The organism is Cellvibrio zantedeschiae, from assembly GCF_014652535.1.
GTDB lineage: Bacteria > Pseudomonadota > Gammaproteobacteria > Pseudomonadales > Cellvibrionaceae > Cellvibrio > Cellvibrio zantedeschiae.
Window position 1 is genome coordinate 165,400 of record NZ_BMYZ01000003.1, and the last position, 23,235, is coordinate 188,634.

19 protein-coding genes are annotated in these 23,235 nt (G+C 49.0%); 3 read left to right on the top strand and 16 right to left on the bottom strand.

Annotated elements, in window-relative coordinates:
- Positions 1–50: 50 nt before the first annotated feature.
- The 10 genes from IE104_RS14765 to IE104_RS14810 form a co-directional block, all read right to left on the bottom strand.
- Complete coding sequence (locus tag IE104_RS14765; protein ID WP_189419930.1) at positions 51–581, bottom strand: hypothetical protein; 531 nt, start codon at positions 579–581, stop codon at positions 51–53.
- Positions 571–1,206 carry a hypothetical protein gene (locus tag IE104_RS14770; RefSeq protein ID WP_189419932.1) on the bottom strand — a complete coding sequence of 212 codons (636 nt, stop codon included), beginning with the start codon at positions 1,204–1,206 and terminating at the stop codon, positions 571–573. Before IE104_RS14770 ends, IE104_RS14765 begins: the two co-directional genes overlap by 11 nt.
- Positions 1,196–2,314: a hypothetical protein gene (locus tag IE104_RS14775; protein WP_189419934.1), complete on the bottom strand. Its 1,119-nt coding sequence runs from the start codon at positions 2,312–2,314 to the stop codon at positions 1,196–1,198. The genes IE104_RS14770 and IE104_RS14775 overlap by 11 nt, the downstream gene beginning before the upstream one ends.
- Positions 2,211–3,269, bottom strand: a complete 1,059-nt coding sequence (locus IE104_RS14780) for a type II secretion system protein GspK (RefSeq protein ID WP_189419938.1) — start codon at positions 3,267–3,269, stop codon at positions 2,211–2,213. Before IE104_RS14780 ends, IE104_RS14775 begins: the two co-directional genes overlap by 104 nt.
- A complete protein-coding gene (locus tag IE104_RS14785; RefSeq protein ID WP_189419940.1) occupies positions 3,259–3,864 on the bottom strand; it encodes a type II secretion system protein in 606 nt (201 codons plus the stop codon). The genes IE104_RS14780 and IE104_RS14785 overlap by 11 nt, the downstream gene beginning before the upstream one ends.
- Positions 3,864–4,304 (bottom strand): PulJ/GspJ family protein, encoded by a 441-nt coding sequence (locus IE104_RS14790; protein ID WP_189419942.1) that lies wholly within the window; start codon positions 4,302–4,304, stop codon positions 3,864–3,866. The genes IE104_RS14785 and IE104_RS14790 overlap by 1 nt, the downstream gene beginning before the upstream one ends.
- Positions 4,301–4,678, bottom strand: coding sequence for a prepilin-type N-terminal cleavage/methylation domain-containing protein (locus tag IE104_RS14795; protein ID WP_229838050.1), 378 nt, complete (start codon positions 4,676–4,678; stop codon positions 4,301–4,303). Before IE104_RS14795 ends, IE104_RS14790 begins: the two co-directional genes overlap by 4 nt.
- 15 nt (positions 4,679–4,693) lie before the next feature.
- Positions 4,694–5,125 (bottom strand): type II secretion system major pseudopilin GspG, encoded by a 432-nt coding sequence (gene gspG / locus IE104_RS14800; RefSeq protein ID WP_189419945.1) that lies wholly within the window; start codon positions 5,123–5,125, stop codon positions 4,694–4,696.
- Between the two features lie 65 nt (positions 5,126–5,190).
- Positions 5,191–6,381: a type II secretion system F family protein gene (locus tag IE104_RS14805; protein ID WP_189419947.1), complete on the bottom strand. Its 1,191-nt coding sequence runs from the start codon at positions 6,379–6,381 to the stop codon at positions 5,191–5,193.
- Positions 6,382–6,389: 8 nt separating this feature from the next.
- A complete protein-coding gene (locus tag IE104_RS14810; protein ID WP_229837967.1) occupies positions 6,390–8,063 on the bottom strand; it encodes a GspE/PulE family protein in 1,674 nt (557 codons plus the stop codon).
- Positions 8,064–8,550: 487 nt separating this feature from the next.
- Here IE104_RS14810 and IE104_RS14815 point away from each other — a divergent pair, with 487 nt between their 5' ends.
- The 3 genes from IE104_RS14815 (at position 8,551) to IE104_RS14825 (ending at position 10,583) form a co-directional block, all read left to right on the top strand.
- On the top strand, positions 8,551–8,793 hold the full coding sequence (locus IE104_RS14815; RefSeq protein WP_189419949.1) for an exodeoxyribonuclease VII small subunit: 243 nt from the start codon (positions 8,551–8,553) through the stop codon (positions 8,791–8,793).
- Positions 8,790–9,710, top strand: coding sequence for a (2E,6E)-farnesyl diphosphate synthase (ispA, locus tag IE104_RS14820; RefSeq protein WP_189419951.1), 921 nt, complete (start codon positions 8,790–8,792; stop codon positions 9,708–9,710). The genes IE104_RS14815 and ispA overlap by 4 nt, the downstream gene beginning before the upstream one ends.
- Before the next feature lie 147 nt (positions 9,711–9,857).
- The gene (locus tag IE104_RS14825) at positions 9,858–10,583 is read left to right on the top strand and encodes a 16S rRNA (uracil(1498)-N(3))-methyltransferase (RefSeq protein ID WP_189419952.1); all 726 of its coding nucleotides are present in this window, start codon (positions 9,858–9,860) and stop codon (positions 10,581–10,583) included.
- Positions 10,584–10,704: 121 nt separating this feature from the next.
- Here IE104_RS14825 and IE104_RS14830 read toward each other — a convergent pair whose 3' ends face one another.
- From IE104_RS14830 to IE104_RS14860, 6 genes are all read right to left on the bottom strand, one after another.
- Positions 10,705–11,370, bottom strand: coding sequence for a hypothetical protein (locus tag IE104_RS14830; RefSeq protein ID WP_189419954.1), 666 nt, complete (start codon positions 11,368–11,370; stop codon positions 10,705–10,707).
- Positions 11,363–11,851, bottom strand: a complete 489-nt coding sequence (locus IE104_RS14835) for a chemotaxis protein CheW (RefSeq protein WP_189419955.1) — start codon at positions 11,849–11,851, stop codon at positions 11,363–11,365. Before IE104_RS14835 ends, IE104_RS14830 begins: the two co-directional genes overlap by 8 nt.
- Before the next feature lie 39 nt (positions 11,852–11,890).
- Positions 11,891–12,856, bottom strand: coding sequence for a chemotaxis protein CheB (locus tag IE104_RS14840; RefSeq protein ID WP_229837969.1), 966 nt, complete (start codon positions 12,854–12,856; stop codon positions 11,891–11,893).
- A gap of 20 nt (positions 12,857–12,876) precedes the next feature.
- Positions 12,877–20,055 carry an Hpt domain-containing protein gene (locus tag IE104_RS19050; protein ID WP_229837975.1) on the bottom strand — a complete coding sequence of 2,393 codons (7,179 nt, stop codon included), beginning with the start codon at positions 20,053–20,055 and terminating at the stop codon, positions 12,877–12,879.
- Between the two features lie 59 nt (positions 20,056–20,114).
- The gene (locus IE104_RS14855) at positions 20,115–20,963 is read right to left on the bottom strand and encodes a CheR family methyltransferase (protein ID WP_189419957.1); all 849 of its coding nucleotides are present in this window, start codon (positions 20,961–20,963) and stop codon (positions 20,115–20,117) included.
- A gap of 66 nt (positions 20,964–21,029) precedes the next feature.
- Positions 21,030–23,189: a methyl-accepting chemotaxis protein gene (locus tag IE104_RS14860; protein ID WP_189419959.1), complete on the bottom strand. Its 2,160-nt coding sequence runs from the start codon at positions 23,187–23,189 to the stop codon at positions 21,030–21,032.
- Positions 23,190–23,235 lie beyond the last annotated feature (46 nt).

Consider the following 23,235-nt stretch of genomic DNA (forward strand, 5'->3'; position numbering starts at 1 on the left):
TGTGTAACTGATTTTGGGTAAGGATCTATCGCAAACCTCAGGTGTAACGCTTATTTTTTTGCTTGATACAAGAATATTTCCCGCGTTTGTTGCTCTGCGCCTTCTTTGTTGGTTGCTGCAACGACTTTGCTCTCGGTAATTTCTTTTACCTGCCAGTCGCCAACCAGGGTTCGCCCCACCGTAAATTGAGTAACACCTTTAGGCGCTCCACTGCTAGCCGGGTTAGGGTCAACCGGGATAAACAAAGCGTAGGGTTGGTTGTTGCGCTGGACTATGCCGATCAATTTAAGGCTTTCTGGCTGGCCTTCTATAGCTTTCCTGGCGGCTTCCGCCGTTTGCGCTGCTGTAGCAGGGCCAGCTTCGGTAAACCAGCGTGACTGGGTAGAAATATCCGTAAAATCTTTTAGCGTATCGACTTGGGCTGGTGTAGCAGACGCCTGCCAATTATCGGCGCGATCTTTGTTTCCCCAGCTGAAGCTTATTAACCCCCCCAGCAAACCCAGCACCAAAGCCGCAGCAGAAGAGACACCTATTAGTCCGTAAAGTTGACGCTCTTGTGAGGATAAATTTTCAAGGAGCATTTGCGGCCTCCTGAGTGGAAGCATCTGCAGCAGGCGCTTCCACAATTAGAAAATAAGCAGCGACTTGCATGTTCAACTGACCACTGCGTTGTGGACTGTAACTGAAACGCTCAACCTCAAGACTTTTGGGATTATCGGCCATGGCTTTCATAAAGTGATCAATTTGAGTGCTCGCCACTGCGCCTGTTACTTCCGCAGCCACTTTAATCATGGTTTCACCTGCAATGGTGATGCGCTCCGTAGGTGCTAAACGTGGACGATAATTTTGGCCGTTGTGATCATTCATTAATTTACGCAAATAGTTTTGCAGATCAGCTTCTGCAAGACTTTCTGATTGGGTTTCCCACAATTTGCCGCGCAGTTTTTCGCCGACCGCTTTTTCTTGTTGCCAGCGCTCAGGCCATTGGGTTTGATGTTTTAATTGATCGAGCTTGGTGGATGTGCGCTGCAGTTGCGCAACCGAATTATTTTGTTCCTGACGCCAATCGTTAAGCACTAGCGAAAAATAAAAAACAAAAATGTAGGCAATGCCCCACATCATCCAACGCAGGCGTTGGTTAGCTTGCAACTGATCCTGAAATTGCAACCAATAGGGTATAAGTTGCGCGCGCAAATTATTGAGCATCGTTTGCCTCCTTAACAGCATTGGGCAAACTAAATACTAAACGCGATTGATTAGGCGTAATTCCAGGCTCTGCGCGCACATCAGTAAATAGCGGATTTTTATTGCAGGCTTCGATAAGCGCGCGCGTATCCAAATTATCTTGCTGCAATACAACAGCAATTTGGCCGCGTTGATATTGCCAATCCAGAATCATGAATTTATCCAGACTTGCAAGACAGGAACGCACTTGCGCTACTAAATGTAATTGACTAGGTGCATCGACTAATGCTGACACTGATTGATTAAATTCTTGTTGCTGTAACGCGCCGTCGCGCTGTTTGACCACATCGGCCAAGCGATGATTTTTAGTAGCAACACTCGCGGATAAAAAAGCTTTTTTAATTTGTACGCCCAAACCTAAACCCAATTGCAAACAAAACCATGCGAGGAAAATCCCCAAAACCAAACGCGGTGCAACGGCTTCGCTTTGTAAATTTTCTTTGCTCCAAAAGGCTTTTTCGTTCCAGGGTTTGCTGAGTAATTCTGCGCTGCCTTCAATCCAATATTCATCTTCCGTTGCGCCACACACGCGCACGAAATCTGCTTGCTCGCGCGCATCGGGTTTGTTGGCAAACCAGCGGGAGTGCAAGAGTAATTTGTTGACCCAATATTGCAATTCCCAACCTTCGATACAGGGTTGCAAGCGCAAACCTTTTTCGAGCGCTGGATAGAGCATGGTTTCAGGAACGACACTGAGCGTGGGAAGATCTTGCTCATGATGCATGCGCACAACGCGCTCGGAATCCCAGAACCAAACCAGTGCGCTCTTGCCTTCGCTGACTTGCCAACTGGCGGGATTATTAAATGGACTAAATTGGCGAACGCGCTGGGCCAATAGATTTTTTCGCAATGCACGGGGTACTGATTCAAAATCCATGCATTGGTAGAACAGGAATTTGCGCGGAAGTATAAGCGTGGGGGATTCCAGCGTGACCAATTCGTATTCGCTACGGCTGGCCAATAATTTAATGCCCTCGGCGGTCATCACCCAAGGCTGGATTGAAGAGGTTTGATTGGCGAATGGCCAAAGCTTCGTTATTGTTTTCAACAGATTGGACACTGTACTCATAATCCACTTGCCAAGGCCCCAGCAGCCCGTTGGGCGTCAATTGTAGGCTAATCAACCGGGCTTGTGACCCCCCTTTATTCCAAATCTTCAGCCGTATTTCGTTACCGGGCAAAAAGCGCAAACGATCTTCGTCCAATGTCAGCAACAAATTAGTTCGTAAAATAAAATCTTCCCCTGAGCGGAATGGATTGGTTTTGCGCTCAACGATAAGCTGGTCACTCAATTGCTCGCTCAGCCCGAGGTATTTCATCAGCAAGTCTTTAGGCATGGTATTTAAATTCAGAATGCCGAACCGCCCCACGCTCAACCAATTTTGCGCGTCAAATTCGGGATGGGCTTCCATCCATTCTTGCCAGCCCATTACCCGTTTGATTTCGGGCGCGGTACGCAAAAAATCATTGGTGGGCGGCAGCATTTTTTTTGCGGTGTAATCCTGCGTCTCTGCGCCGGAAAGACTGATTAGATCATCCGCATCCACGTAATCCCGCAGAGCACTTAGTAAACGGGCTTTTTTACCAGCATCGGTTTCAAAATGATCTAAAAAGTTGGAGAGGACCAAAAGATCCGGTGGGCTCACGGGAATCAAACCGCCGTTATCCTGCACACTAAATTTCGCTGTCCCTAAACCTTGATAGACAGTGCCGTCCATCCACATTTCGTCACCCACGGCGGATGTGTAGGAAAAACTTTCGTCAATCAACTGCTCTGGACGTAAAGGCGTGAAGGTTGCGCCCGCAAGGGTAAAACGTGAGGTAGCGAGAAGATATAATAGGGTTTGCTCGGTGGAATGTGCATCAAGGCGCTCCTGAATATGCGCCTTGGCTTCAAGACCTATTGCGAGTTTACGCTGGACGTAGGCGTGAAAAATCCCTACAGCAACAAGCATAATGGCCAGCACCCAAAGCACTGCCGCTAAAATAAAACCCTGTTGCTGTTTGGCGAATTTAGCGACCATAGAGCGCCTCATCCATAGTAACTTCCGAGCGTTTACGTGTAGCGACCTTTACCACGTAATTGCGGGCTTCTTTGCCGGAATTAATCAAGATGCGCACTGACTCTGGCAACGGTGGCAAATCGGATTTTTCTGCTGGCCAACGATTTATCCACTGGCCTTTTTCGTCCTGATATTCAAATTGCCCTGTGGATTCCGGCCAGCGGTAAACAGCAAAGGTGTTATTGCCTTCGCGATATTCGAGGCTGACAGCGTCCCCCGACTGCACCAACTGCCACTCCACTCGAGTTTTTAAACCGCTTTGTTCAACCAAGGGTTCGTAAGTGAATGTGGAAAGGCTGCTCACGCCACCTTCAAGACCACGATCTTTTGGGCGCATGGCAACTTGTGAACCCAACGTAGAACGCAACCAGTTGTAGGCGAGCACTTCGCTGTAGGCATTTTTTTGCACGCGCACCACGCGCTGGTACATGCCCATGCTGAATCCAAAACCTTGCATAATCACCGTAATGAGCAAGCCAACAATCACCATTACCACCAGCATTTCTACCAGTGTGAAGGCGCGTTGAGCGCGGGAAAACCGGATTTTTGGGTTCATTAATCACCTTCCAGCTTAAATTCGCGAACTTGTTTATAAGCCGCGTGGCGGTATTCGTAGCCGCCCACGATGCGATCATCTTTAGAAAATGAGAGTTTTACATTAAACAGCCCGAGGTCATAAAGGCCAATCGCGCCGGCTGCAGTTGTGCCATTTTTCCAAGGCTCCAACAGCTCTGCACTCCACTCAACCCAATAGCCATTTACGTTAAAACGGCCGCTGGTTTCTTTGCTCATGTCCACAAGCTTCAAACGCTCAACAGATGAGTTAAGTACTTGCTCGGTAGCGGCAACTTCAGCGAGGCGGTTGAGGGTAATAAGGTTGGTGTTGACCCAGCTGTATATGCCGATAGCAACCATGGAAAAAATCACCAGCGCGACCATAGCCTCAAGCAAGGTGAATCCGCGTGATTTATGAATGTGCAAATACGAAGAACTCATAACCTGACCGCTTCGCAGTAGGGTGGAGCGAGTTTGATGCGGGTATGTATGCCCTTGGCGGTATAGGTCAGTTCACCGCCAAGGCATACGCCGTTGGCTTTATAGATGATGGGCTTTGGAATACGCAGAGTCCAACCTGAAGGCAGTTCGATCAGTTGAAGCGCATTAGCCTGGTCGAGCACAATATTTTTCTGCGTCGTGTAAGCCTTGAGCGGAAGCGTACCCAAACTTTGGAAAAAAGCATCTTGCTCTGAGCGGCTTTTAAAGCGTTCGTAAATGGCGGGAAATTTGGGCAGAACCAGCGCGCTCGTCAGTCCTAAGAGGATGAGAACAACAAGCACTTCAACCAATGTGAAGCCATTGCGCTGGTTCATGAATTTCAAGGGACATTAATCGCCTAAGGTCAGGTCAGCATCCAGACCTTCACCGCCCGGCTTTCCGTCAGCACCCAGGGAGATCAGGGTTATATCTTCCTGACCGTGAGCTTCACGGCGATATTGGAATGGATTACCCCAACCGTCTTGTGGGACTTTTCCGTCCAGATAAGGCCCCTGCCAATTTTGTTTAGCTTTGGAAGATTCCGGGCTGCTATTGAGCGCTTGTAAACCTTCTTGCGTGCTTGGGTATTCGCCCACATCCAGCTTGTACGTTTGCAAGGCCGATTTGAGGGCTTTAAGCTGGGTTTTGGTGGTTCCCACTTTGGCCGTTTCACCCTTGCCGAGTACTCTTGGCCCGATAAAACCCGCCATCAACCCTAGAATTACTAGCACTACCAAAAGCTCAATCATGGTGAAGCCGCGTTGAGATTTTTTAACAAACATAATCTTCTCCAAAAAATTAACCCCCTCCCGACCTTCCCCTTAATAAGGGCGAGGTGCAGAAGGAGTTAAATAGCAATGTCATTCACACTGGTGATGGCCTGAATTAGCCCCATCATAATCACGCCCACGGCCACGCCGATTAGCACAATGGCGAGAGGTTCGATCAACAACAAAAAGCGTTTCATACGGTTTTTGCTGCTGTTTTCATAAATCTTGGCAACCGCAAACAACATCTCCGAAAGACGCCCGGTTTTTTCACCTGCGCGCACAAGGTTATAAGCAGTTGCGTTGAGAATTTGGTTGTCTTGCAAGGCTTTGGATAAATGCCCACCGGCTTGCACAGCAGATAAAGCCGCGTTTAGGGCTTTACTGCGACGCGAGTTTTTTACACTCGCACGTGCTAAATCCATCGCCTTAACCAATTCCACCCGGCTCGCGAGCATGGCTCCCATTACCGATGACCAACGTGCGATATCAGACTCACCCAGCCAGCGGCCAAAAATAGGGAAGCCTGCAGCCTTATCCAACAATGCCTGACGCACTTCGGGCTTGGACAGCTGCACACCTGCAAAAGTTACGAGACCCGCCAATAACACCAGCACAAATAAGAAATATTGGTTAAGCCACATGCCCGTCGACAAAACCGCGTGTGCGAGCAAAGGCAACTCGTTTTTACCATCCAATAAATTCGCAAATTTGGGCACCACGAAGACGAAAATCAAGCCTACGGCGGCGATTCCGGTTAAAACTAATACGCTTGGATAAATCAATGCGTTGCGCAAATCATTCGCAACCGAAAGATCGTATTCCATCTGCTCGACACCGCGGCGCATGGCGTTGGCGAGTTGGCCGGAGGCTTCACCGGCGGCGATCAATTGGATGAAATAAGGTGGCAATTTTACTTCGTTGCTGGTCAGCGCAGAGCCTAAATTAGCGCCCTGTTGCAAACGCTCGGAGGCGGTGCGGTAGAAGCGCAGGAGCTTGGGATGGGCATCGGAATCTTGCAGGGATTGTAGGGCATCGGCGATGGCTACGCCGGAATCCAGCATGGTAGTCATTTCAAATAGGGAAACAGTGATTTCCGCCTGGCTCAGCTTCTTGCGCAAGCCGCTTTTGTCTTCCAACTGAGGAGCAATTTCCACGACTTGCAGGTTTTTCTCGCGAATCAAACGCAAAGCCTCGCGCTCATCGCCAGCATCTATGTTGCCGGCGATCAGGGCTTGGTTTGCGTCGAGTGCTTTGTAGGAAAATTGCATGGCGTGACCTATTCAATGTCCATGCTGGTAGTGCGCAGGACTTCTTCAACGGTCGTAAGACCTTTGGCGGCCTTAATAAGTCCATCCTGATACATATTGCGATGACCCTGGCTGCGCGCGAGCTTGCGCATTTCGGCCACGGGAACGTTTTCTACAATCATGTCATGCAACTCGCCAGATATAGGCACAATCTCATAAATACCCATACGCCCTGAATAGCCGGTATTGTTACAAGCGGCGCAGCCAACCGCTTCAACCCAGTTGGGGGTAATGGTGGTTTTCAGACTAGAAAATTCGGCGGCGATGGACTCAGGGACATGACTTGGCTTGGCGCAATGCTTACAGATTTTGCGCACCAAACGCTGAGCCTGCACGGCTTTGATGGGCGCGGCGACGAGGAAAGGTTCAACGCCCATATCAATCAAACGGGTAAATGCTGAGAGTGAATCGTTGGTGTGCAGGGTTGATAGTACCAAGTGGCCTGTCAGTGCTGATTGAATCGCAATTTGCGCGGTTTCCACATCGCGGATCTCGCCCACCATGATCACATCCGGGTCTTGCCGCAAGAAGGCACGTAATGCACGGGCGAAGGTGTAGCCAATTTCAGAATGCGCTTGTACTTGGGTGATGCCGGGCAATTGATATTCAACCGGATCTTCCACCGTGAGAATTTTGCGCGTGCCGTCAGTCGCTTCCTGCAAAGCGGCATATAAGGTTGTGGATTTACCAGAACCTGTCGGTCCGGTTACCAGCACAATCCCGTTGGACTCCTGCATGAGCGAACGCACCAGTTCGATATGGTCTGGCTCAAGCCCAAGGGTTTCCAGCGATAATTCTTTGCGATCTTTCGGTAGCAGACGCATTACAATGGATTCGCCATGAACACCAGGCAATGTAGACACACGCACATCCATCTCGCGGCCATTTACGCGCGTGGTGATACGGCCATCTTGCGGCAAACGACGCTCGGCAATATCGATTTCAGAAATAAGTTTTACGCGTGAGGCCACCGCCGGGTAGCGGTCAATAGGCTGCTCAAGCTGGGTTTGTAAAATACCATCCACACGCAGGCGCACGCGGAATACATCTTCCTGCGGGTCGAGGTGAATATCCGATGCATTAAAAGCAACAGCTTTGGCGAAGATGTTATTGACCAGTTCGACGACCGGCGCTTCCTCAGCCATTTCGCGTAGGCCTTTGGTTTCACTGCCTTCTGCAAAAAAACGCTCGGCGCTCACTTCGCGGCGCACGTAATCCACAAGATTATCGAGACTGGAACTGGTGATGAGCCAGGGCTTTAAGGGTGAATCCGGGTAGTGGTAGCGCAAGACTTCATGGATAAAAGGCAGAAGCGGATCGCGGCTGATAAAATTCAATTGACCTTCGTCATCGGCCCAAATGAGCACACGGTTGTCGATGCACCAGTTGATGTCGATAGGAGCAGATTTAGCAAAGGCGTAAAGGCCGGTCGCATCGGGAATATCCGAACCGGACCGAACAACGGGAATATTGAGCTGTATGGAAAGGGCATCAAGCAAGGCATCTTCAGAAATTGCACCCATACGCACTAATCCGGCACCGACCCGGCCACCGATAGACTGCTGTAATTGCAGGGCTTTTTTTATGTCGTCTTGCTGGATCAGGCCGCGCTCTATGAGCAATTCACCAATCCGTTTATTCACCGTTGCGCCACCCTCTGCGCCTGAACACAGGCAGTAATTGAAGATCTTATTAATAGATTGTGCAGGCGCAAACCTGAATGATGAGTGTACGAACCTGCACAATAGGTGCGAGGCATACTACTGGAATTTAGGGCGATTGCCTATGGCACGCCGATTTCGGGAAAGGTAATTTCAGACATAAAAAAACCCGCTACAGGGGGATGCAGCGGGTCTTCTTTACAGATTGTACCAATCAGGCGACAGGATACGCCCTTTTGGTAAATACGGTGGACATTCCTTATCATTCCTAAGTCACATTCACTCCGAAATGCGCTCGTCCTTAAGCGTTCATTATTGTGGATTCGCATGCCAGCCTCTAGTGGCGAATATCGCTAATCTTTGTAGGATATGTCTCACACGCCACGCCGAACTCACACAAATCAATGTGGTCGCCAAGGGCGGGAACGGCGTTTATAATCGTCGCACTTTCAATCCTCACGGAATTATCATGGCCGCCAAAAAGAAAGCCGCCGACTTTGAACAGTCGCTCAATGCCCTTGAAGCCCTCGTTAATAAAATGGAACAAGGCGATTTATCGCTGGAAGAATCTCTGCAAGCCTTCTCGACAGGCATTCAATTAACGCGCGAATGCCAAACACGTTTGGCGGAAGCCGAGCAGCAAGTGAGCTTGCTGCTGGAACAACAGGGCGAGATAGTCTTAACCGAGTTTGATGCGAGCGACGATGAATGACGCAAGCACTGCCGCTCAAAGATTTGGCCTTTAAAGATTTTGCCCGCGCGAGCCACGAGCGCGTAGACAGTGCACTTGCTCACTATTTGCCACTTGACCAGGATTCCACGCAACTGCGCGAAGCCATGCGTTACAGTTTGTTCAATGGCGGCAAACGCGTACGCCCTACCCTCGCTTACGCCAGTGCGCTCGCTGTTGCGAGTAATGCATTAAATTCGCAAGCGGAGCTGTTAGACCGTATTGCCTGCGCACTTGAAAGCTTACACTCCTACAGCTTGGTTCACGACGACTTGCCCGCAATGGACGACGATGATTTACGCCGCGGCAAGCCGACTTGTCATATCGCTTTTAACGAAGCCACCGCGATTCTGGCAGGCGATGCACTGCAAACTTTTGCGTTTGAATTATTGAGTGAAGCTGAAAATATTGATGCGAAAATCCAGATTGGTTTAATTCGCCAATTAGCCAATGCATCTGGCGTACAAGGTATGGTGTTAGGCCAAGCAATTGATTTGGCCGCCGTGGATAAAACCATAAACCTTGCGCAATTGGAGAATATGCATCGCCATAAAACCGGGGCATTGATTCGCGCAAGCGTGAGCATGGGCGCAACCGCTTTAGGCGCGAGCGATGCGCAATTAAAAGCATTGGATACCTACGCCGCTGCTATTGGTCTCGCCTTTCAGGTGCAAGACGATATTCTCGATGTTACTGCCGATACAGAAACCCTGGGCAAACAACAAGGTGCGGATATTGCGCGCAATAAGCCTACCTATGTTGCACTTTTGGGGCTGGATGGCGCGCGCAAAAAAGCGCAAGAATTGCATCAACAGGCGCTTGCTGCGCTCGAAGGTTTTGGTGAAAGTGCAGATTATTTGCGTGCGCTTTCTGCGTATATTATTGAGCGTGGGAATTAACCCCTCAACAAGCAATGAAGCAGGGACTCGTCATCCTCGCGTAGCGGGGATCCACGGGCTGGCCATCCAGCTCTTAAAAATATCGAAAAATCAAAAGCTGGATCCCCGCTGCGCGAGGATGACGACTCCCCTAAAGAATAATTTATTATGCGCATTCCAAGAATTTTCACCCACCAAGCACTCGTTTCAAACAGCACACTCTCGCTGGCAGAACCGCAATCCCATTACCTCAGCAAAGTCTTGCGCATGCAAGCCGGGCGCGAGTTGATTTTGTTTAATGGCGAAGGCGGCGAATATGCGGCAGAAATTTCCGCTGTGCACAAAAAACATGTTGATGTACACATAAAAGAATTTAGCGCGGAAAATCGTCAATCACATTTGCAATTAGAATTGGCGATTGGTGTTTCACGCGGCGAACGTATGGATTGGGTGCTGCAAAAAGCAACTGAACTTGGTGCAACCAAAATCATTCCGCTAATCACTGAGCGCACCGAAGTAAAATTAACTGGCGAGCGCGCCGATAAAAAAATGGAGCACTGGCAGCAAATTATTATTAGCGCTTGTGAGCAATGCCAGCGCAATTTACTTCCGGAATTATCAGAACCCGCGAATTATTCGGATTGGGTTACTCAGTGCAACTCGGAATTAAAATTTGTATTGCATCACCGCGATAGCAAAGGTTTACCGAAAGAAAAAACCACGCAAAGTGTCGCACTGTTGATTGGACCGGAAGGTGGTTTGGATGAGCATGAAATTGCGCAAGCCGTTGCATCAGGCTTCTCGCCGCTCACACTTGGCCCAAGAGTATTGCGCACAGAAACGGCACCCGTTGCAGCGATTAGCCTGGTGCAATATCTATGGGGAGATTTTTAAAACTAACGGAAAATCACTTGCCGTTTCCTCCTCTCGAAACTCATATCGTCGCCGGGAATTTTCCAGACCTTAATGATACGAGTAAAAGAAAAAAGCCCTGCGGTATTAGCGCAGGACTTTTTTATTGGGCAATTTTTTCTTCAAACACCAACAGCTTTTTGGTCTTCAAATAATAAAAATAAAACGGCCGCGTAAAGGTGGAGCTGCATTTGTCGAGTTTGGGTTTCTCGATATAATTTACCGTGACTTTCACTGAATTATCGGTCAGTTCAGTTGCACTCCAATTCGAATTAAATTCCAGATGCGCTGCGCAGCTGTCTATTTCACCGTCATCAATAAGAATCACTTGGCCCTGCGCGAAATCTTGCGCGGCAAGATTATGGTCGGCATAAGCATTGGCAACGGCGTAGAAATCAGTATCCGTACGTAAAACCTGAATATTTTTTTCTTTTTTATCAACAACTGTTGCTGTTTTATTTGCAGACCAAATTAGCTCCCATGCCACAGACGATGCACTCGACGAACTTGAACTGCTGGAACTAGAGGAGCTTGACGAACTTGAGCAGCTACTGGAGCTGGATGAACTCGAACTTGAGCTTGCATCAGTAATTTCCAAACTGCTTGAGCTACTGCTGGAACTGGAACTGCTTGAACAAGGTGTCGAGGGAATTTGCGGATTGTAAGGTGTGCTGCGTTCACCGCCACATCCCTGTAAAAAAATTATGGTGCTAACAAACAACAGGCTTGCGGTTAATGAACGCAATGTTTGGCAAAAAAAGTTAATCATTCGTATGCAAATAATCCAGGAAAGTTTGCTCAATGGCGGTGACATTGGGAATAAGTGTGTATTCACCCGCCCATGACACGTGCATTAAATCGTAACGGCGATTTTCCGAGTCTTCACGCGCGCTGATTTCATCTTCGCTCACCCGAGCCAAACGAGGCAAACCTTGGGTGAGTATGGCAATAAAGGGTAAATCATCATGGAGGCCGGTGGTATTCAGCACCGCAAAACGTGCACGGGAGTGAATGCTTGGTACTGCCTCGCCGTTAAGTGCTTCCAATGACAGCAAGGGTACCGTTAATTCACGCCATTGAAAGTTACCCAGGTACCATAGCGGTGAATTTTCTATGGCTTGCACGGGTGACGATGGAATAATTTCTGCCACAGTTACGTTGGGCAACAAAATGGTGTGACCCTGCAAAGGAATCAACAGGCTTGCGACTTCCTGAATTTTTTTCTGCTCAATTCTTTTGGGTGCTCGCATGCGAGGCGCTCCTGTTACACATTCTAATTGTTGAAATTTTTACGAATATTGTTTTATTGATCGCGGGCTTTTTAATCGCGCCAAGGCATCTGCCAGCTCCGGTGGTGTGCCGGTAAAGCTTACGGTACCTGTTGCAATCGCAGCCTCGGGCATTGAAGAAATAGTGCTTTGCTCGGGTGATTGCACCCACACTTTGCCGCCTTGCTGTTTAATCAGCCGGCAACTGGCAGCCCCATCATCGCCCATACCCGAAAAAATAATAATGCCACTGCGTTGGCGATATACACGAGCGACATTGGCAGTTACCTGATCGATGGACGGCGAATAGCAGCCGCCCCAAGGATTTTTCCCGACAACCAGGGTGCCATTATCGTGAATGCTTACGCTGCGATCTGCAGTTACCAGGGTAATCGTATTGTCACTTAAGACCGAACCTTGCCTGGCAATGCTGACAGAGTAGCGCCCTGCACTGCTCATCATTTTTACCAGGGTTTCAGCTTGGCCACTGTCGATATGCTGAACGTAAACAAAGGCGACATTCAACTCAGGTGGCAACTGTTTTAAAAAATCTTTTACGGCGGCAGGCCCGCCGGTAGACGCACCCAAGACCCAGACTTCGCTGGCACCGCCGCTTGCTTGCAAATTTATATCGCCACTTAGGCGCTCAAGCCGCTGCAACATACGGCGCACCCAATTGTTGTAGTCAGCGCTACTTTGGGTGAGCTCTGCCGCATCGTTCACTATCACGGGAACACTGGTTTGCTCCAACAAGTTATCAATAAATGCCGATAACGCCATTTTTTGGCTGTTGGTTTCATCACCATCATCAGGCTCATTAACGTCTACCACCCAGGCATCCACATTTTGTTGAATACCCGGCAGCACGGAACTCGCGCTGAGTGACCAGGCAAACCCGATTTTATGACCCGCTTGCACTACCATGTTGCCAAGATATTGTTGCTTGAGTGGGCTATCCACCAATATCCCGATGCTTAGTCCTGACACTTGGGACTCCTGGGTTACACCTATTTAATTAACTCTTTAATGTTGGATAACAACAAATCCTCTTGGTATGGCTTACCCATGTACTTGTTCACACCCAATTCAAACGCATGCTCGCGGTGTTTTTCACCGGTACGCGAGGTAATCATAATGATTGGGATATCGCGCAAACGAGAGCTGGTGCGAATGTTTTTCGCCACCTCAAAGCCGTCCATACGCGGCATTTCGATATCGAGCAACATGACGTCCGGAATGTGATCTTGCAACAATTGCAGAGCTTCCACACCGTCTTTGGCGGTGATTACGCGGAAACCTTCACGCTCAAGGAAGCGGCCGGTAACCTTACGTACGGTTACCGAATCATCCACCACCATAATAGTTTTCTCGGCTTCGTCAGCAACAGGTGCTGTGCTTACGACGCTAGGATCGAGCAAAATCGCATGACCCAAACCTAAAGCTAACTGTTCGCGGATCAACGCGTGCAAATCGAGAATTACTACCACACTACCGTCACCGGTCACGGTCGCACCAGACACACCGCGTACAGAGGCGAATTGCGCGCCCAGGGTTTTTACCACGATTTCGCGTGAGCCCAAGAGGCGATCTACCTGCAGGGCGACGGTATTTTCAGTGCTGCGCACTAGGATTACAGGTAAAGGTAGTGATTGACCATCCAGCTTGGGCGATGAATCGCTATCCAACATGGTGCCCAGGTAGCGCACTAAATAGTTGTCGCCGGCGTAATCGAAGCGTGCATCCGGATCTTGATAGTAGTGCTCCAGCTCGAAGGGGCTAACGCGCACAATACCTTCGATGGTGTTGAGCGGAATTGCGTAGAGGTCATCGCCAATCTGAACCATCAAAGCGCGGTTTACCGAGACGGTAAACGGCAGGCGGATGGTAAATTCAGTACCTTCACCCCAGCGCGAGTCGATAAACATGGCGCCACCGAGTTGTTTAATCTCAGAGTGCACCACGTCCATGCCCACACCGCGGCCGGAAATTTGGGTAACTTTATCGGCGGTAGAGAAACCGGCGTGCAAAATAAATTGCATCAAATCCTGGTCACTGAGCGGTGCATCTTCGGCCATCAAACCGCGCTCAATCGCTTTTTCGCGCACGCGCTGCAAGTTAATGCCGCGACCATCGTCCGCGAGGCGCAACATTACATCGCCACCTTCACGGCCAAGGCTAAGTCTGATACGGCCTTCTACGGCTTTGCCTGCTGCCGCACGGTCATCTGGCATTTCAATACCGTGGTCCACCGCGTTACGCAGCATGTGCTCCAAAGGTGCAACCATACGTTCCAATACGGTACGGTCCAATTCACCTTCAACGTTATCCAGCTCGAAATCGACTTCTTTGCCGAGCTCGGTCGCAGCCTGGCGAACGATACGGCGCAAACGCGGAACCAAACGCGAGAAAGGCACCATGCGCGAACGCATCAAGCCTTCCTGCAAATCGGTATTAATACGCGATTGTTGCAGCAATAAAGTTTCAGTATCGCGAGTTTTGTCCGCGAGTGTGTATTTCAAATCCATCAAGTCAGATGCGGATTCAATCAGGGAGCGCGACAGCTGTTGCAAATGCGAATAGCGGTCCATCTCCAGCGGATCGAAGCCTTCGTGTTGTGCCATTTGTTCCTGACGGAATAACACCTGCGCTTCGGTTTCGATATCCAGACGGCGCAACTGTTCTTGCAAACGGTGAATGGTTGCATCCATCTCTTCGATCGACGAACCCAGGTCGCTAACTTGCTGCTCCATACGACCGCGGCTGATGGAGGTTTCACCCGCGAGGTTTACCAACTCTTCCAACAACTCTGCCGAGACTTTTACAACTTCTTGCGGGCCAGCGCGGCGCGCTGCCAAGTGCTGCACCTGCGCAGGGCCAGAAGAACCCTGGCGAGTACCGCCAAATTCAGAGCCCGGAATTTTGGGCAGCGGTGCTGAAGGCGGTTTTGGTTTTGGCGCAAACGTGAGTACGTTGGGCTTTTGATTGGAGCCAGACAAATCACTTGCTGGAAGATCCAAACCTGAACGGTCGTTATCGACTACCAGGCTTGGTCTACTGTATTCGATATGAGGTGTTGCGGATTCTGCTGGCTGCTCAGCGACAGATTCAAATTCTTCATCATCTGCTGCGCTTGTATCTGTACCAGCTTGCGCAATTATTTCCTCATCATGCGCGGCAACTTCTTCATACTCTTCTTCGTATTCTTCAGCTTGAGCATTCGCCGAGGCTTCGCCATTCAAGTAAGCAGTTACCTGACCTACGCCTCTGTGCAATTGGTCTTGATAATTATTTAATTGTTTGAAGAAGTTTTGGTCGAGCTCCGCATCGGCATCCATCTCAATCAACATGGTTTCAAAGTTGTGCGACAAATCGCCCAAGTCGGTGAGTCCCGCCAAACGCGCACCACCTTTGAAGGTGTGTAAGCAGCGTTTTAATTCTTCAACACAATCGGTGTTATTCCAATCTTCTTGCCAATCATGAAGCGCACGCTCCATGTCTTCGAGCAATTCGGTCGCTTCTTCAACAAAAATCTCGATAATTTCCGGATCGAAATCTTCATCATTTTCAAAACTGGAAATAGACGCTCTTGAAACCGCAGGTGCAGCCTGTTTTTGCACAACAACTTGCGGAGCTGGCGCAACAGGCGCTTTTATTAATTCAACTTCTGCAAGGTCACTTGCTTCTGAATCGCTTTCTTCAAGATCTTCAAGTTCATTAGCTTCATGCTCTTCTGCAAGCTCAGCTTCTGTGAGTTTATCTAGCGCACTTTCGTATTCAAACTCTTCGTCTTCATTCTCTTCATCAACAGACGTAACAACGGAAGATTCATCAGCAGTCAATTCAACATCGTCCGCTAGATCTTCAAGTTCAATGACATCACCAAGCTCAATTGCTTCTGTGCTGGTTACCGAATCTTCGTCTGGCAACTCAAGCGTAATTTCTTCGGCGTCATCAAGGTCGATTGCAAGTGCCGCAATATTTTCATCATCAACGGCATCAACCACAGGTAGTGCAGGAATGATTTCATCATCTGATTCCAGAACGATTTCTTCACCAAGATCAAAATCATTTGTGGAGAGCGTGATTTCTTCTGCATCTGACTCTGAATCGACTGTTACTGACTCGTCCAATTCCAATTCAGCAAAGCCGTGATCTTCTTCTGCAACATCTGCAGCAATACGCTCTACCAAAAGATTATCGGCCAAAACGGTATCAGCAGCGTGCAGCGCTTCATCTTCTGCGAGTTCAAGTGTCACTTGCTCATGATCAGCAGATTCTTCGTAATCAACTTCTTCGATCAAAGGCAACGCAGCTTCGGCATCCACATCAATTTGATCATCGAGTGTTGCAACAGCATCGAATTCAGATGTCGCCAATTGTTCTGCAACCGAAGTATCAATATTTTCCGCTGGGTATGATTGGGCTTCCGCAATTAAATCGTCCAACGCCAGCAAAATAGATTCAGGTGCATTTACTAAATTCTGACCTGCCGCTATAGCATCAACCATATCCAGCAGAGCAATGTGCGCTGAATTAATATCGCGACATAATGGATCAGAACACGCCAAACGCCGTGCAATTATATGGGTATAAACTTGCTCAAGTTTTTCGCCCAAATTTGCCATAACTGGCAAGTACGCATGGTGTGCGCCGCGGTTTAAATTGCGCAATTCATCCAGAATGGGTTGCAACACAGCAACATCGTTTGGTGCAGACTGCCATTGCGCAATAATCTTGTCCGCATCCAGCAGCAGATTCATTTCCTCTGCCATGAAAATCGATAACAATTCCGGATCGACCGGACGCTTGCCGTTTTCATCCAATTCTTGTTGACGCACCAGCGGCGCAACATGAATTTCGCGCAGCTCGGCAACGCGTGCTGTAAATTGTTGCAAGCGTGGAATATCTACTTCTTCACCGTTTTCAATTTGAGCAAGGCCAGTTTCGGTGTAGCTCACTGCATCACGCAGCAATTGCAAAATATCCTCGTTGATCACAACGTGATAAGAACGCAATTCTTTTACAAATTTTTCCAGCGGTGCGGCGAGTTCTGCAATAGGCGTTATTTCCGCCATGTGCGCGCTGCCTTTTAAAGTGTGCAAAGCGCGCTGGATGCTATCGCTCGGCGGCTCATACACCGGCGCCTCTGCTTCCATGTGCGCAATAAATTCTTTCAAGGTCTGCAAATGGGTAATGGCCTCTGCGCCAAAAATATCCCAAAGCTGTGCGTCCGAATCATCTACCGATTCTTCGGTTAGGTATTCGCTATCCAGATCAACTTCACGATGAGTTGAGGCGCTGCTATAGGTTTCATTGGCTGCTGTAACCACATTATTTTCGGCGGCTTCAACCAACTCCACTTCTGTTACTTCAGCTTCATCTGCTTCCGTTAGCAGCACTTCTTCGTAATGAATTTCTTCTTGTTCTGCTTCTACATCATGTTGCGCACCTATATCTGCTTGCGCAGCATCAGCATCGGGTTCGCTTGATAGCAACTCATCCGGTACTATGCCTTTCGACAAAGACTCCGCAAGACTGCGATAGTGTTCGCTCAATTCTGGATGTGGATTGGGCAACTTGTGGCTAAAGGCTTCAACCATTGCTGGCAAAATATTGCGCACTTTTTCGATAATGGCGATGTGCGGCTCACCGGCTTGAATGGTGTTATCAATAACACGATTCAACATGTTTTCAATTGACCAGGAAAGCTCGCCAACCTCGTTAGCGCCAACCATGCGGCCACTGCCTTTCAAGGTGTGGAACGCGCGACGGAACTCTGTTAATGAATTTTCGTCTTCAAAATTTTTCGCCCAGCGAGGGAAGTATTGCGCGATGGTTTCTAAAACTTCGCCCGCTTCTTCCACAAAAATTTCGACGATTTCGTCATCAATATAATTTTCTTCGTCATCGTCAGCTTGTTCAGCTGAAACGGATGCCTCTACAATCGGCTCGGCAATGGGCTCAATAACTTCTGGTGTTGCAATTTCCTCTGCGACGACTTGAACTTCGTTAACGGTGGATGATGCCTCGCTATCAAGATCAGCATCCAAATCAAGATCCAGATCGGCCACGATTTCTTCTGCTTCAACAAGCGGTGCCGATTTGGCCGATGAATTTAATGCGACTTCAATATTGCCGAGGAAAGTCGGTGAAACTGAAATAGTTGTAGCAGGTGACGCGTAACGGTTACCGATGGATGGGGCATTGCTTTTTAATAAACTTGGCGGTTCATCAACCTCAGTCGTAACTTCAGGTTTCGTTTCAGTTTCAGTTTCAGTTTCAGTTTCAGAAATTGCTTCAAGCTCAGGAGCTGTCTCAACTTCTGCAACAGGCTCGGTTTGGATTGCAGCATAAGCTGCAGCCAAACTCGCTTCATCGGCTTCGGCGGCTTCCTGGGTCGTATGAATACTTGCGTCTGGTAAACTTGAACGCACAGCGCTGATATCTGCGGAGGAAATATCGGAACGCGATACTTTTGCAACGGCGTAACCAAGTGCCGCAACACTCTCTTCTGCAACTGTGAGCAATAAATCGTTTTCTTCTTTAGTGCTGCCGCCACTCAAACGCTCTAAATAATATTCAACGCTGGTGATTGCATCTGCAAGCGTATCCAGCGATGACCATTGCGGGGTAATTTCTTGAGAGAGCAATTGCTCTTCAATATAGCGTGCACAAGCGCCTAAAATTCTGGCTGCACGTGGTAGCGGCATAATATCCAAACCGCCGCGGATTTCGCGCAAGGTTTCGGGTACGTTTTGAAGATGTACACGATCCCATTGCGAGGCGATGTATTCAATAATGGCGTCTTTCGCGTGCTCCAAACCATTGCGCGATTCACGCAAAACAGATTCTTTCGCACGCGTAAGTGTGATGTCCGCTTCGTTTGAAGGCGCATCGTTGTTTACATTGGTAGTTTGCTGTTGCGCCAGGCTTTCAAGTGCATCTTCAATTTCAATCACTTTACTTGCGATTGACATCAATTGTTCTTGCGACAAATGGCTGTCGGAGTTAACCACCATTTCCAGCGCAGCGCCCTGCTCTAAAACTTGCTTGCGCAAATCGCCCAAGCCGAGCACGGCCATGGTGTCGCCAATGCGTTTCACAACAGGCAAGGCTTCGTTCAATACCGTCTGGGTTTCCCCGCCCGACAAGCACACATCAAGCGCGTGCTTGATAATATCCAATTCAGTTTTAAGCGCTTCCACAACTGAACGCATAGCTTCCGGATCGGGCGACGACAACATATTGGAACTGTCATCACCAGTTTCTCTGCCTTCAATCAATGCGTCATCTAAATGATAGGTTTCGTAAATGCGTTGCAAATGCGAATTAGGTGTAAAACCCGGAGCATGTTTTCCCGCGCGCGCCACGTAATAAAGTAAATTCTTAATCAACTCGTCGTTGGTGTAAGAGTTGAGAGCCTTGGTGCCGTGCACCGCAAGAATTTTTATTTCTTTATCGAGCTGACGCAGCAAATTTTTAATGGCCACACTCATTTCCAAGGCGTCAATTTCAAGCGCCTCGGCCAATGCCATACAAATATCCCACAGCGCGTGACGCGCGGTGCCCTGGGTTAATTTATGCAGGCGACTAAATACTTTTTGCAGGTACGCGAGATTTTCATCGCTGTTTACATTGCGGATATAACCGGCAGCAGCGTACTGATACATTTGGCGCAACTTGAGCGCCATGGCCTGGAATTGCACATTGTCTTGTGCAGCGGGTGAGCGCGCGCCAGTTACTTTTTTCGCAGGCGCTAAATTGGGAACAAATAATTTTGTATCGGTTAATAAACTTTCACCGCGCACCGCACGCAAATCGTTTAGCAACGGCAACACAACAAGCGGATTATCTTTGCGAGTGGCTTTTACTTGATCGAGATAAACAGGGAATTGCAAAATCGCGCGCATCAATACTTCTTGCGCTTCTGCCGGGTTTGCAACCGCACCTTGAATCATGGCTTGGGTGAGTTTTTCCATTTCTTCGGCGAGCATGGCGGCGCCAAAAAATTCCACCATTTGCAAGCTGCCGTGCACCTGGTGAATGTGGGTCAGGCAGAAACGGATACGCACCGCATCTTTGGGATTTTCTACATAGGCTTCGAGTGCTTGACGCGCTTCCTTCAGGGTTTCGCCAATCTCATGGATTAGCCAATCCAGCGCGGCAAAATTACGATTATCTGCCATGTGGTGATTTCCTCTTCGTTATTCTCTCGCCGCACTTTTTTTCGCGTGCCGGGCGCATATTATTCGTGTACGTAGATTTGTACTTCATCGGCGGAAACGCGCTGCATTTTTGGATGCTCCCACTCGGTAACTTCACCTAAACCCGTGACTAAAATGCCACCTGGTTTTAAGTGATCAGTGAACGCATTTAAAATATCGCGCCGCAACCAGCGACGGAAATACACCAATAAGTTTTGACAAAAGATCACATCAACTTTTACGCCGGGCAAATTGCTATGGTTGATAATATTTGCCTGGGTAAAACACACACGCTCGCGCAAACGGCTGACGATTTCATAATTTCCATCGGTAGTTTGCTTGGTGTAACGCTTAAATTCTTCAGCTTTAACCGTTTCGATTTTGCGTTTGGCATAGCGGCCTTTGCGGGCAGTTGCCAGGGCCGACATACTTAAATCAAATGCGGTAATACCGTAGTAGGGATTGAGTGCGGCCAGTTCAAAACAATCGTTGATGACCATGGCCAGCGAATAAGCTTCTTCGCCCGATGCACAACCAACGCTCCACACATCAAAACTTTGCGCGAGCGATTGGTTATTAATTTTGTGTTGCAGGTAATTACGCACATATTCAAGCGAGGGGCGATGACGGAAAAAACTGGTTTCCTTAACCGCGATGCGATCAATGATAACGGTCCACTCCAACATACCTGCAGCGCCGTTGGTGACTTGCTGGTAGTAGCGGTCGTAATCATCGAGACCCAATTCGCGCATGCGTGAGGAAATTTGCGATTCCAATAACGCTTTGTGTTGCGGAACCAGTTGCATGCCCGTGCGCTCTTCGAGCAATTTGCACCACTGGGCAAATTGCTCAAGAGTGAGTGTCGGTAATGTGCGTAATGACCAACCCATAACAAATACCTAATCGACGCCTACACAATTTCAACCTTAGAGCGAACAGCAAGCGTCAATGCGTGATTAAGCTTTTGCCTGGTGTGGATAGATGTCGTCATCATCCAACAAGCTGGTATCCAATTCCAAATCTGTTTCGGAAGACAGATCGTAGCTCGCACCCGTAGGCTTGGGAGCGAAGGCATTGCTTTGGCTTTCGCTAGCCACATCTTCTTCTGGCAATTTGAAGCCCGCTACAGATTCACGCAAATCGAGCGCCATTTCTGCGAGGTTACCAATCGACTGTGCAGTAGCTGATGTACCAGCAGACGTTTGGGTCGTAATCTCTTGAATAACGTTCATCGTGTTAGAGATGTGACCCGCCGATGATGCTTGTTGACGCGCAGCGTTCGAAATGTTTTGAATCAATTCCGCCAAGCTGCTCGATACGTTTTCAATTTCTTCCAGTGCCACACCCGCATCCTGTGCGAGGCGCGCACCGCGAACCACTTCAGACGTGGTTTGTTCCATCGAAATTACCGCTTCGTTGGTATCGTTCTGAATCGTTTTTACGAGTGCTTCGATCTGCTTGGTTGCTGCTGCGGAACGTTCCGCAAGGCGTTGAACCTCGTCCGCTACCACCGCGAACCCGCGGCCCGCGTCGCCCGCCATCGATGCTTGGATCGCAGCGTTAAGTGCGAGGATGTTCGTTTGGTCCGCAATGTCGTTAATCAAACTTACGATATCACCGATCTCTTGTGACGATTCACCGAGACGTTTAATACGCTTAGAGGTGTCTTGAATCTGCTCACGAATCGTATCCATCCCGTTGATAGTGTTCTGTACCACTTTTGCGCCGTTACCGGCGATAGATACCGCACGTTCCGCTACCGCTGCCGATTCGGCGGCGTTTGCAGATACCTGGTCAATGGTCACGGCCATTTCGTTTACCGCGGCAGATGCACCGGCAATTTCTTGCGCCTGGTGTTCAGAAGCTTCAGCGAGGTGAAGTGCAGTTTGCTGTGTTTCTTGCGCAGCGGCGGATACGTTCACCGCGGTTTCGTTGATTCGCGCTACCAGAATACGCAGCTGGTCGATAGTGAAGTTAATAGAGTCAGCAATCGCACCGGTGAAGTCCTCGGTTACTGTTGCGGTAGTCGTCAGGTCACCGTCCGCGAGGTCAGCCAGTTCGTCGAGGAGACGCAAAATCGCAGTCTGGTTACGCTCGTTGGTTTCCGCAGTATTTAACAGACGTTTACGAGTACCGCTCAGAATATTCACACCAATAACGGCCAAACAGATCAGGAACACAACGGCAGCGCCAATAGATACCTTGCTGTTGATTGGACGTGAGGTAGACAGGTCGTTAATTTTATCGGTGGTATCGGTCAGTGCTTGCAACAGTTGTGGAGATTCGGTCAAGAGTGCGTCAGATGCCTGACGAGCGCGGAACAGGGTTGCAGAACCTTCAAACATTTCTTGTACAGACTTGTTCACACCTTCATAGAGTTTGGTAATTTTGTCCAAGCTGACGCGCGCGCTGGCGTCGGTCACCTTGGAGATGTGCATCATGGAGTCACCTTCTTTCATACCACGCAACATACGACCATAAACGTTGGCGTCGGTGTTGAACTGGTCAGCTGCCTGGGCTGCGTCGGCGTCACCGCGAAGCATCTTATCCACATTACGACCAATACGTTCGGCGATCCATGATTGCAATTGGGCATCTGATACCTGATCCGCAGGCGCTTTGGTATCCAGCAAAATTTCCACGATGTTACGGTGTTCAGACTGCAAACTCGGAAGGTTGGCGTTCAGGGTTTTACCCACGCCGTTCAAGGTTACGATCAGGTCTTTGTTTTTTACGATGTCCTGCGCGTTGTTTTTTGCACGGCCCCAGATGGCAGCGTAAGCATCAAACTGCGCTTTCAATTCGCTCTCGGTACGAGGGTCGGCGGTGCGCAACTGGTTCCAGGTAGTATCCATTTTGGATACCACGCCAGACAATTCACCGAAGGCTTTTTCACTGCCCGAGGTTGCGTCGCGCGAAAGCGAGGTGAGTCGGTAGGCCTGCGCACGCAATTCAGCGATTTGCTGAAGGTTGCTCTGGTCCTTAACGCCGTCGCTATAAACAAGGTAGCCCGTGACAAAGAACGCGATCAAGGACAGCGCTCCAATTACCACAGCATAAAAGATTCCAGGGCTTGTTTTATACGCGCCAACTAGACTTTTTGAATCTGCTTTCATCTAAAAATCTCCTAACCGACTCTACGTTTTAATTTTTATCCAAGGG

What these genes read in the sequence shown, in the direction of transcription:
- IE104_RS14765 (WP_189419930.1), bottom strand. Translation starts at nt 581, where the DNA reads ATGCTCCTTGAAAATTTATCCTCACAAGAGCGTCAACTTTACGGACTA.
- IE104_RS14770 (WP_189419932.1), bottom strand. Translation starts at nt 1,206, where the DNA reads ATGCTCAATAATTTGCGCGCGCAACTTATACCCTATTGGTTGCAATTT.
- IE104_RS14775 (WP_189419934.1), bottom strand. Translation starts at nt 2,314, where the DNA reads ATGAGTACAGTGTCCAATCTGTTGAAAACAATAACGAAGCTTTGGCCA.
- IE104_RS14780 (WP_189419938.1), bottom strand. Translation starts at nt 3,269, where the DNA reads ATGGTCGCTAAATTCGCCAAACAGCAACAGGGTTTTATTTTAGCGGCA.
- IE104_RS14785 (WP_189419940.1), bottom strand. Translation starts at nt 3,864, where the DNA reads ATGAACCCAAAAATCCGGTTTTCCCGCGCTCAACGCGCCTTCACACTG.
- IE104_RS14790 (WP_189419942.1), bottom strand. Translation starts at nt 4,304, where the DNA reads ATGAGTTCTTCGTATTTGCACATTCATAAATCACGCGGATTCACCTTG.
- IE104_RS14795 (WP_229838050.1), bottom strand. Translation starts at nt 4,678, where the DNA reads ATGAACCAGCGCAATGGCTTCACATTGGTTGAAGTGCTTGTTGTTCTC.
- gspG (WP_189419945.1), bottom strand. Translation starts at nt 5,125, where the DNA reads ATGTTTGTTAAAAAATCTCAACGCGGCTTCACCATGATTGAGCTTTTG.
- IE104_RS14805 (WP_189419947.1), bottom strand. Translation starts at nt 6,381, where the DNA reads ATGCAATTTTCCTACAAAGCACTCGACGCAAACCAAGCCCTGATCGCC.
- IE104_RS14815 (WP_189419949.1), top strand. Translation starts at nt 8,551, where the DNA reads ATGGCCGCCAAAAAGAAAGCCGCCGACTTTGAACAGTCGCTCAATGCC.
- ispA (WP_189419951.1), top strand. Translation starts at nt 8,790, where the DNA reads ATGACGCAAGCACTGCCGCTCAAAGATTTGGCCTTTAAAGATTTTGCC.
- IE104_RS14825 (WP_189419952.1), top strand. Translation starts at nt 9,858, where the DNA reads ATGCGCATTCCAAGAATTTTCACCCACCAAGCACTCGTTTCAAACAGC.
- IE104_RS14830 (WP_189419954.1), bottom strand. Translation starts at nt 11,370, where the DNA reads ATGATTAACTTTTTTTGCCAAACATTGCGTTCATTAACCGCAAGCCTG.
- IE104_RS14835 (WP_189419955.1), bottom strand. Translation starts at nt 11,851, where the DNA reads ATGCGAGCACCCAAAAGAATTGAGCAGAAAAAAATTCAGGAAGTCGCA.
- IE104_RS19050 (WP_229837975.1), bottom strand. Translation starts at nt 20,055, where the DNA reads ATGGCAGATAATCGTAATTTTGCCGCGCTGGATTGGCTAATCCATGAG.
- IE104_RS14855 (WP_189419957.1), bottom strand. Translation starts at nt 20,963, where the DNA reads ATGGGTTGGTCATTACGCACATTACCGACACTCACTCTTGAGCAATTT.
- IE104_RS14860 (WP_189419959.1), bottom strand. Translation starts at nt 23,189, where the DNA reads ATGAAAGCAGATTCAAAAAGTCTAGTTGGCGCGTATAAAACAAGCCCT.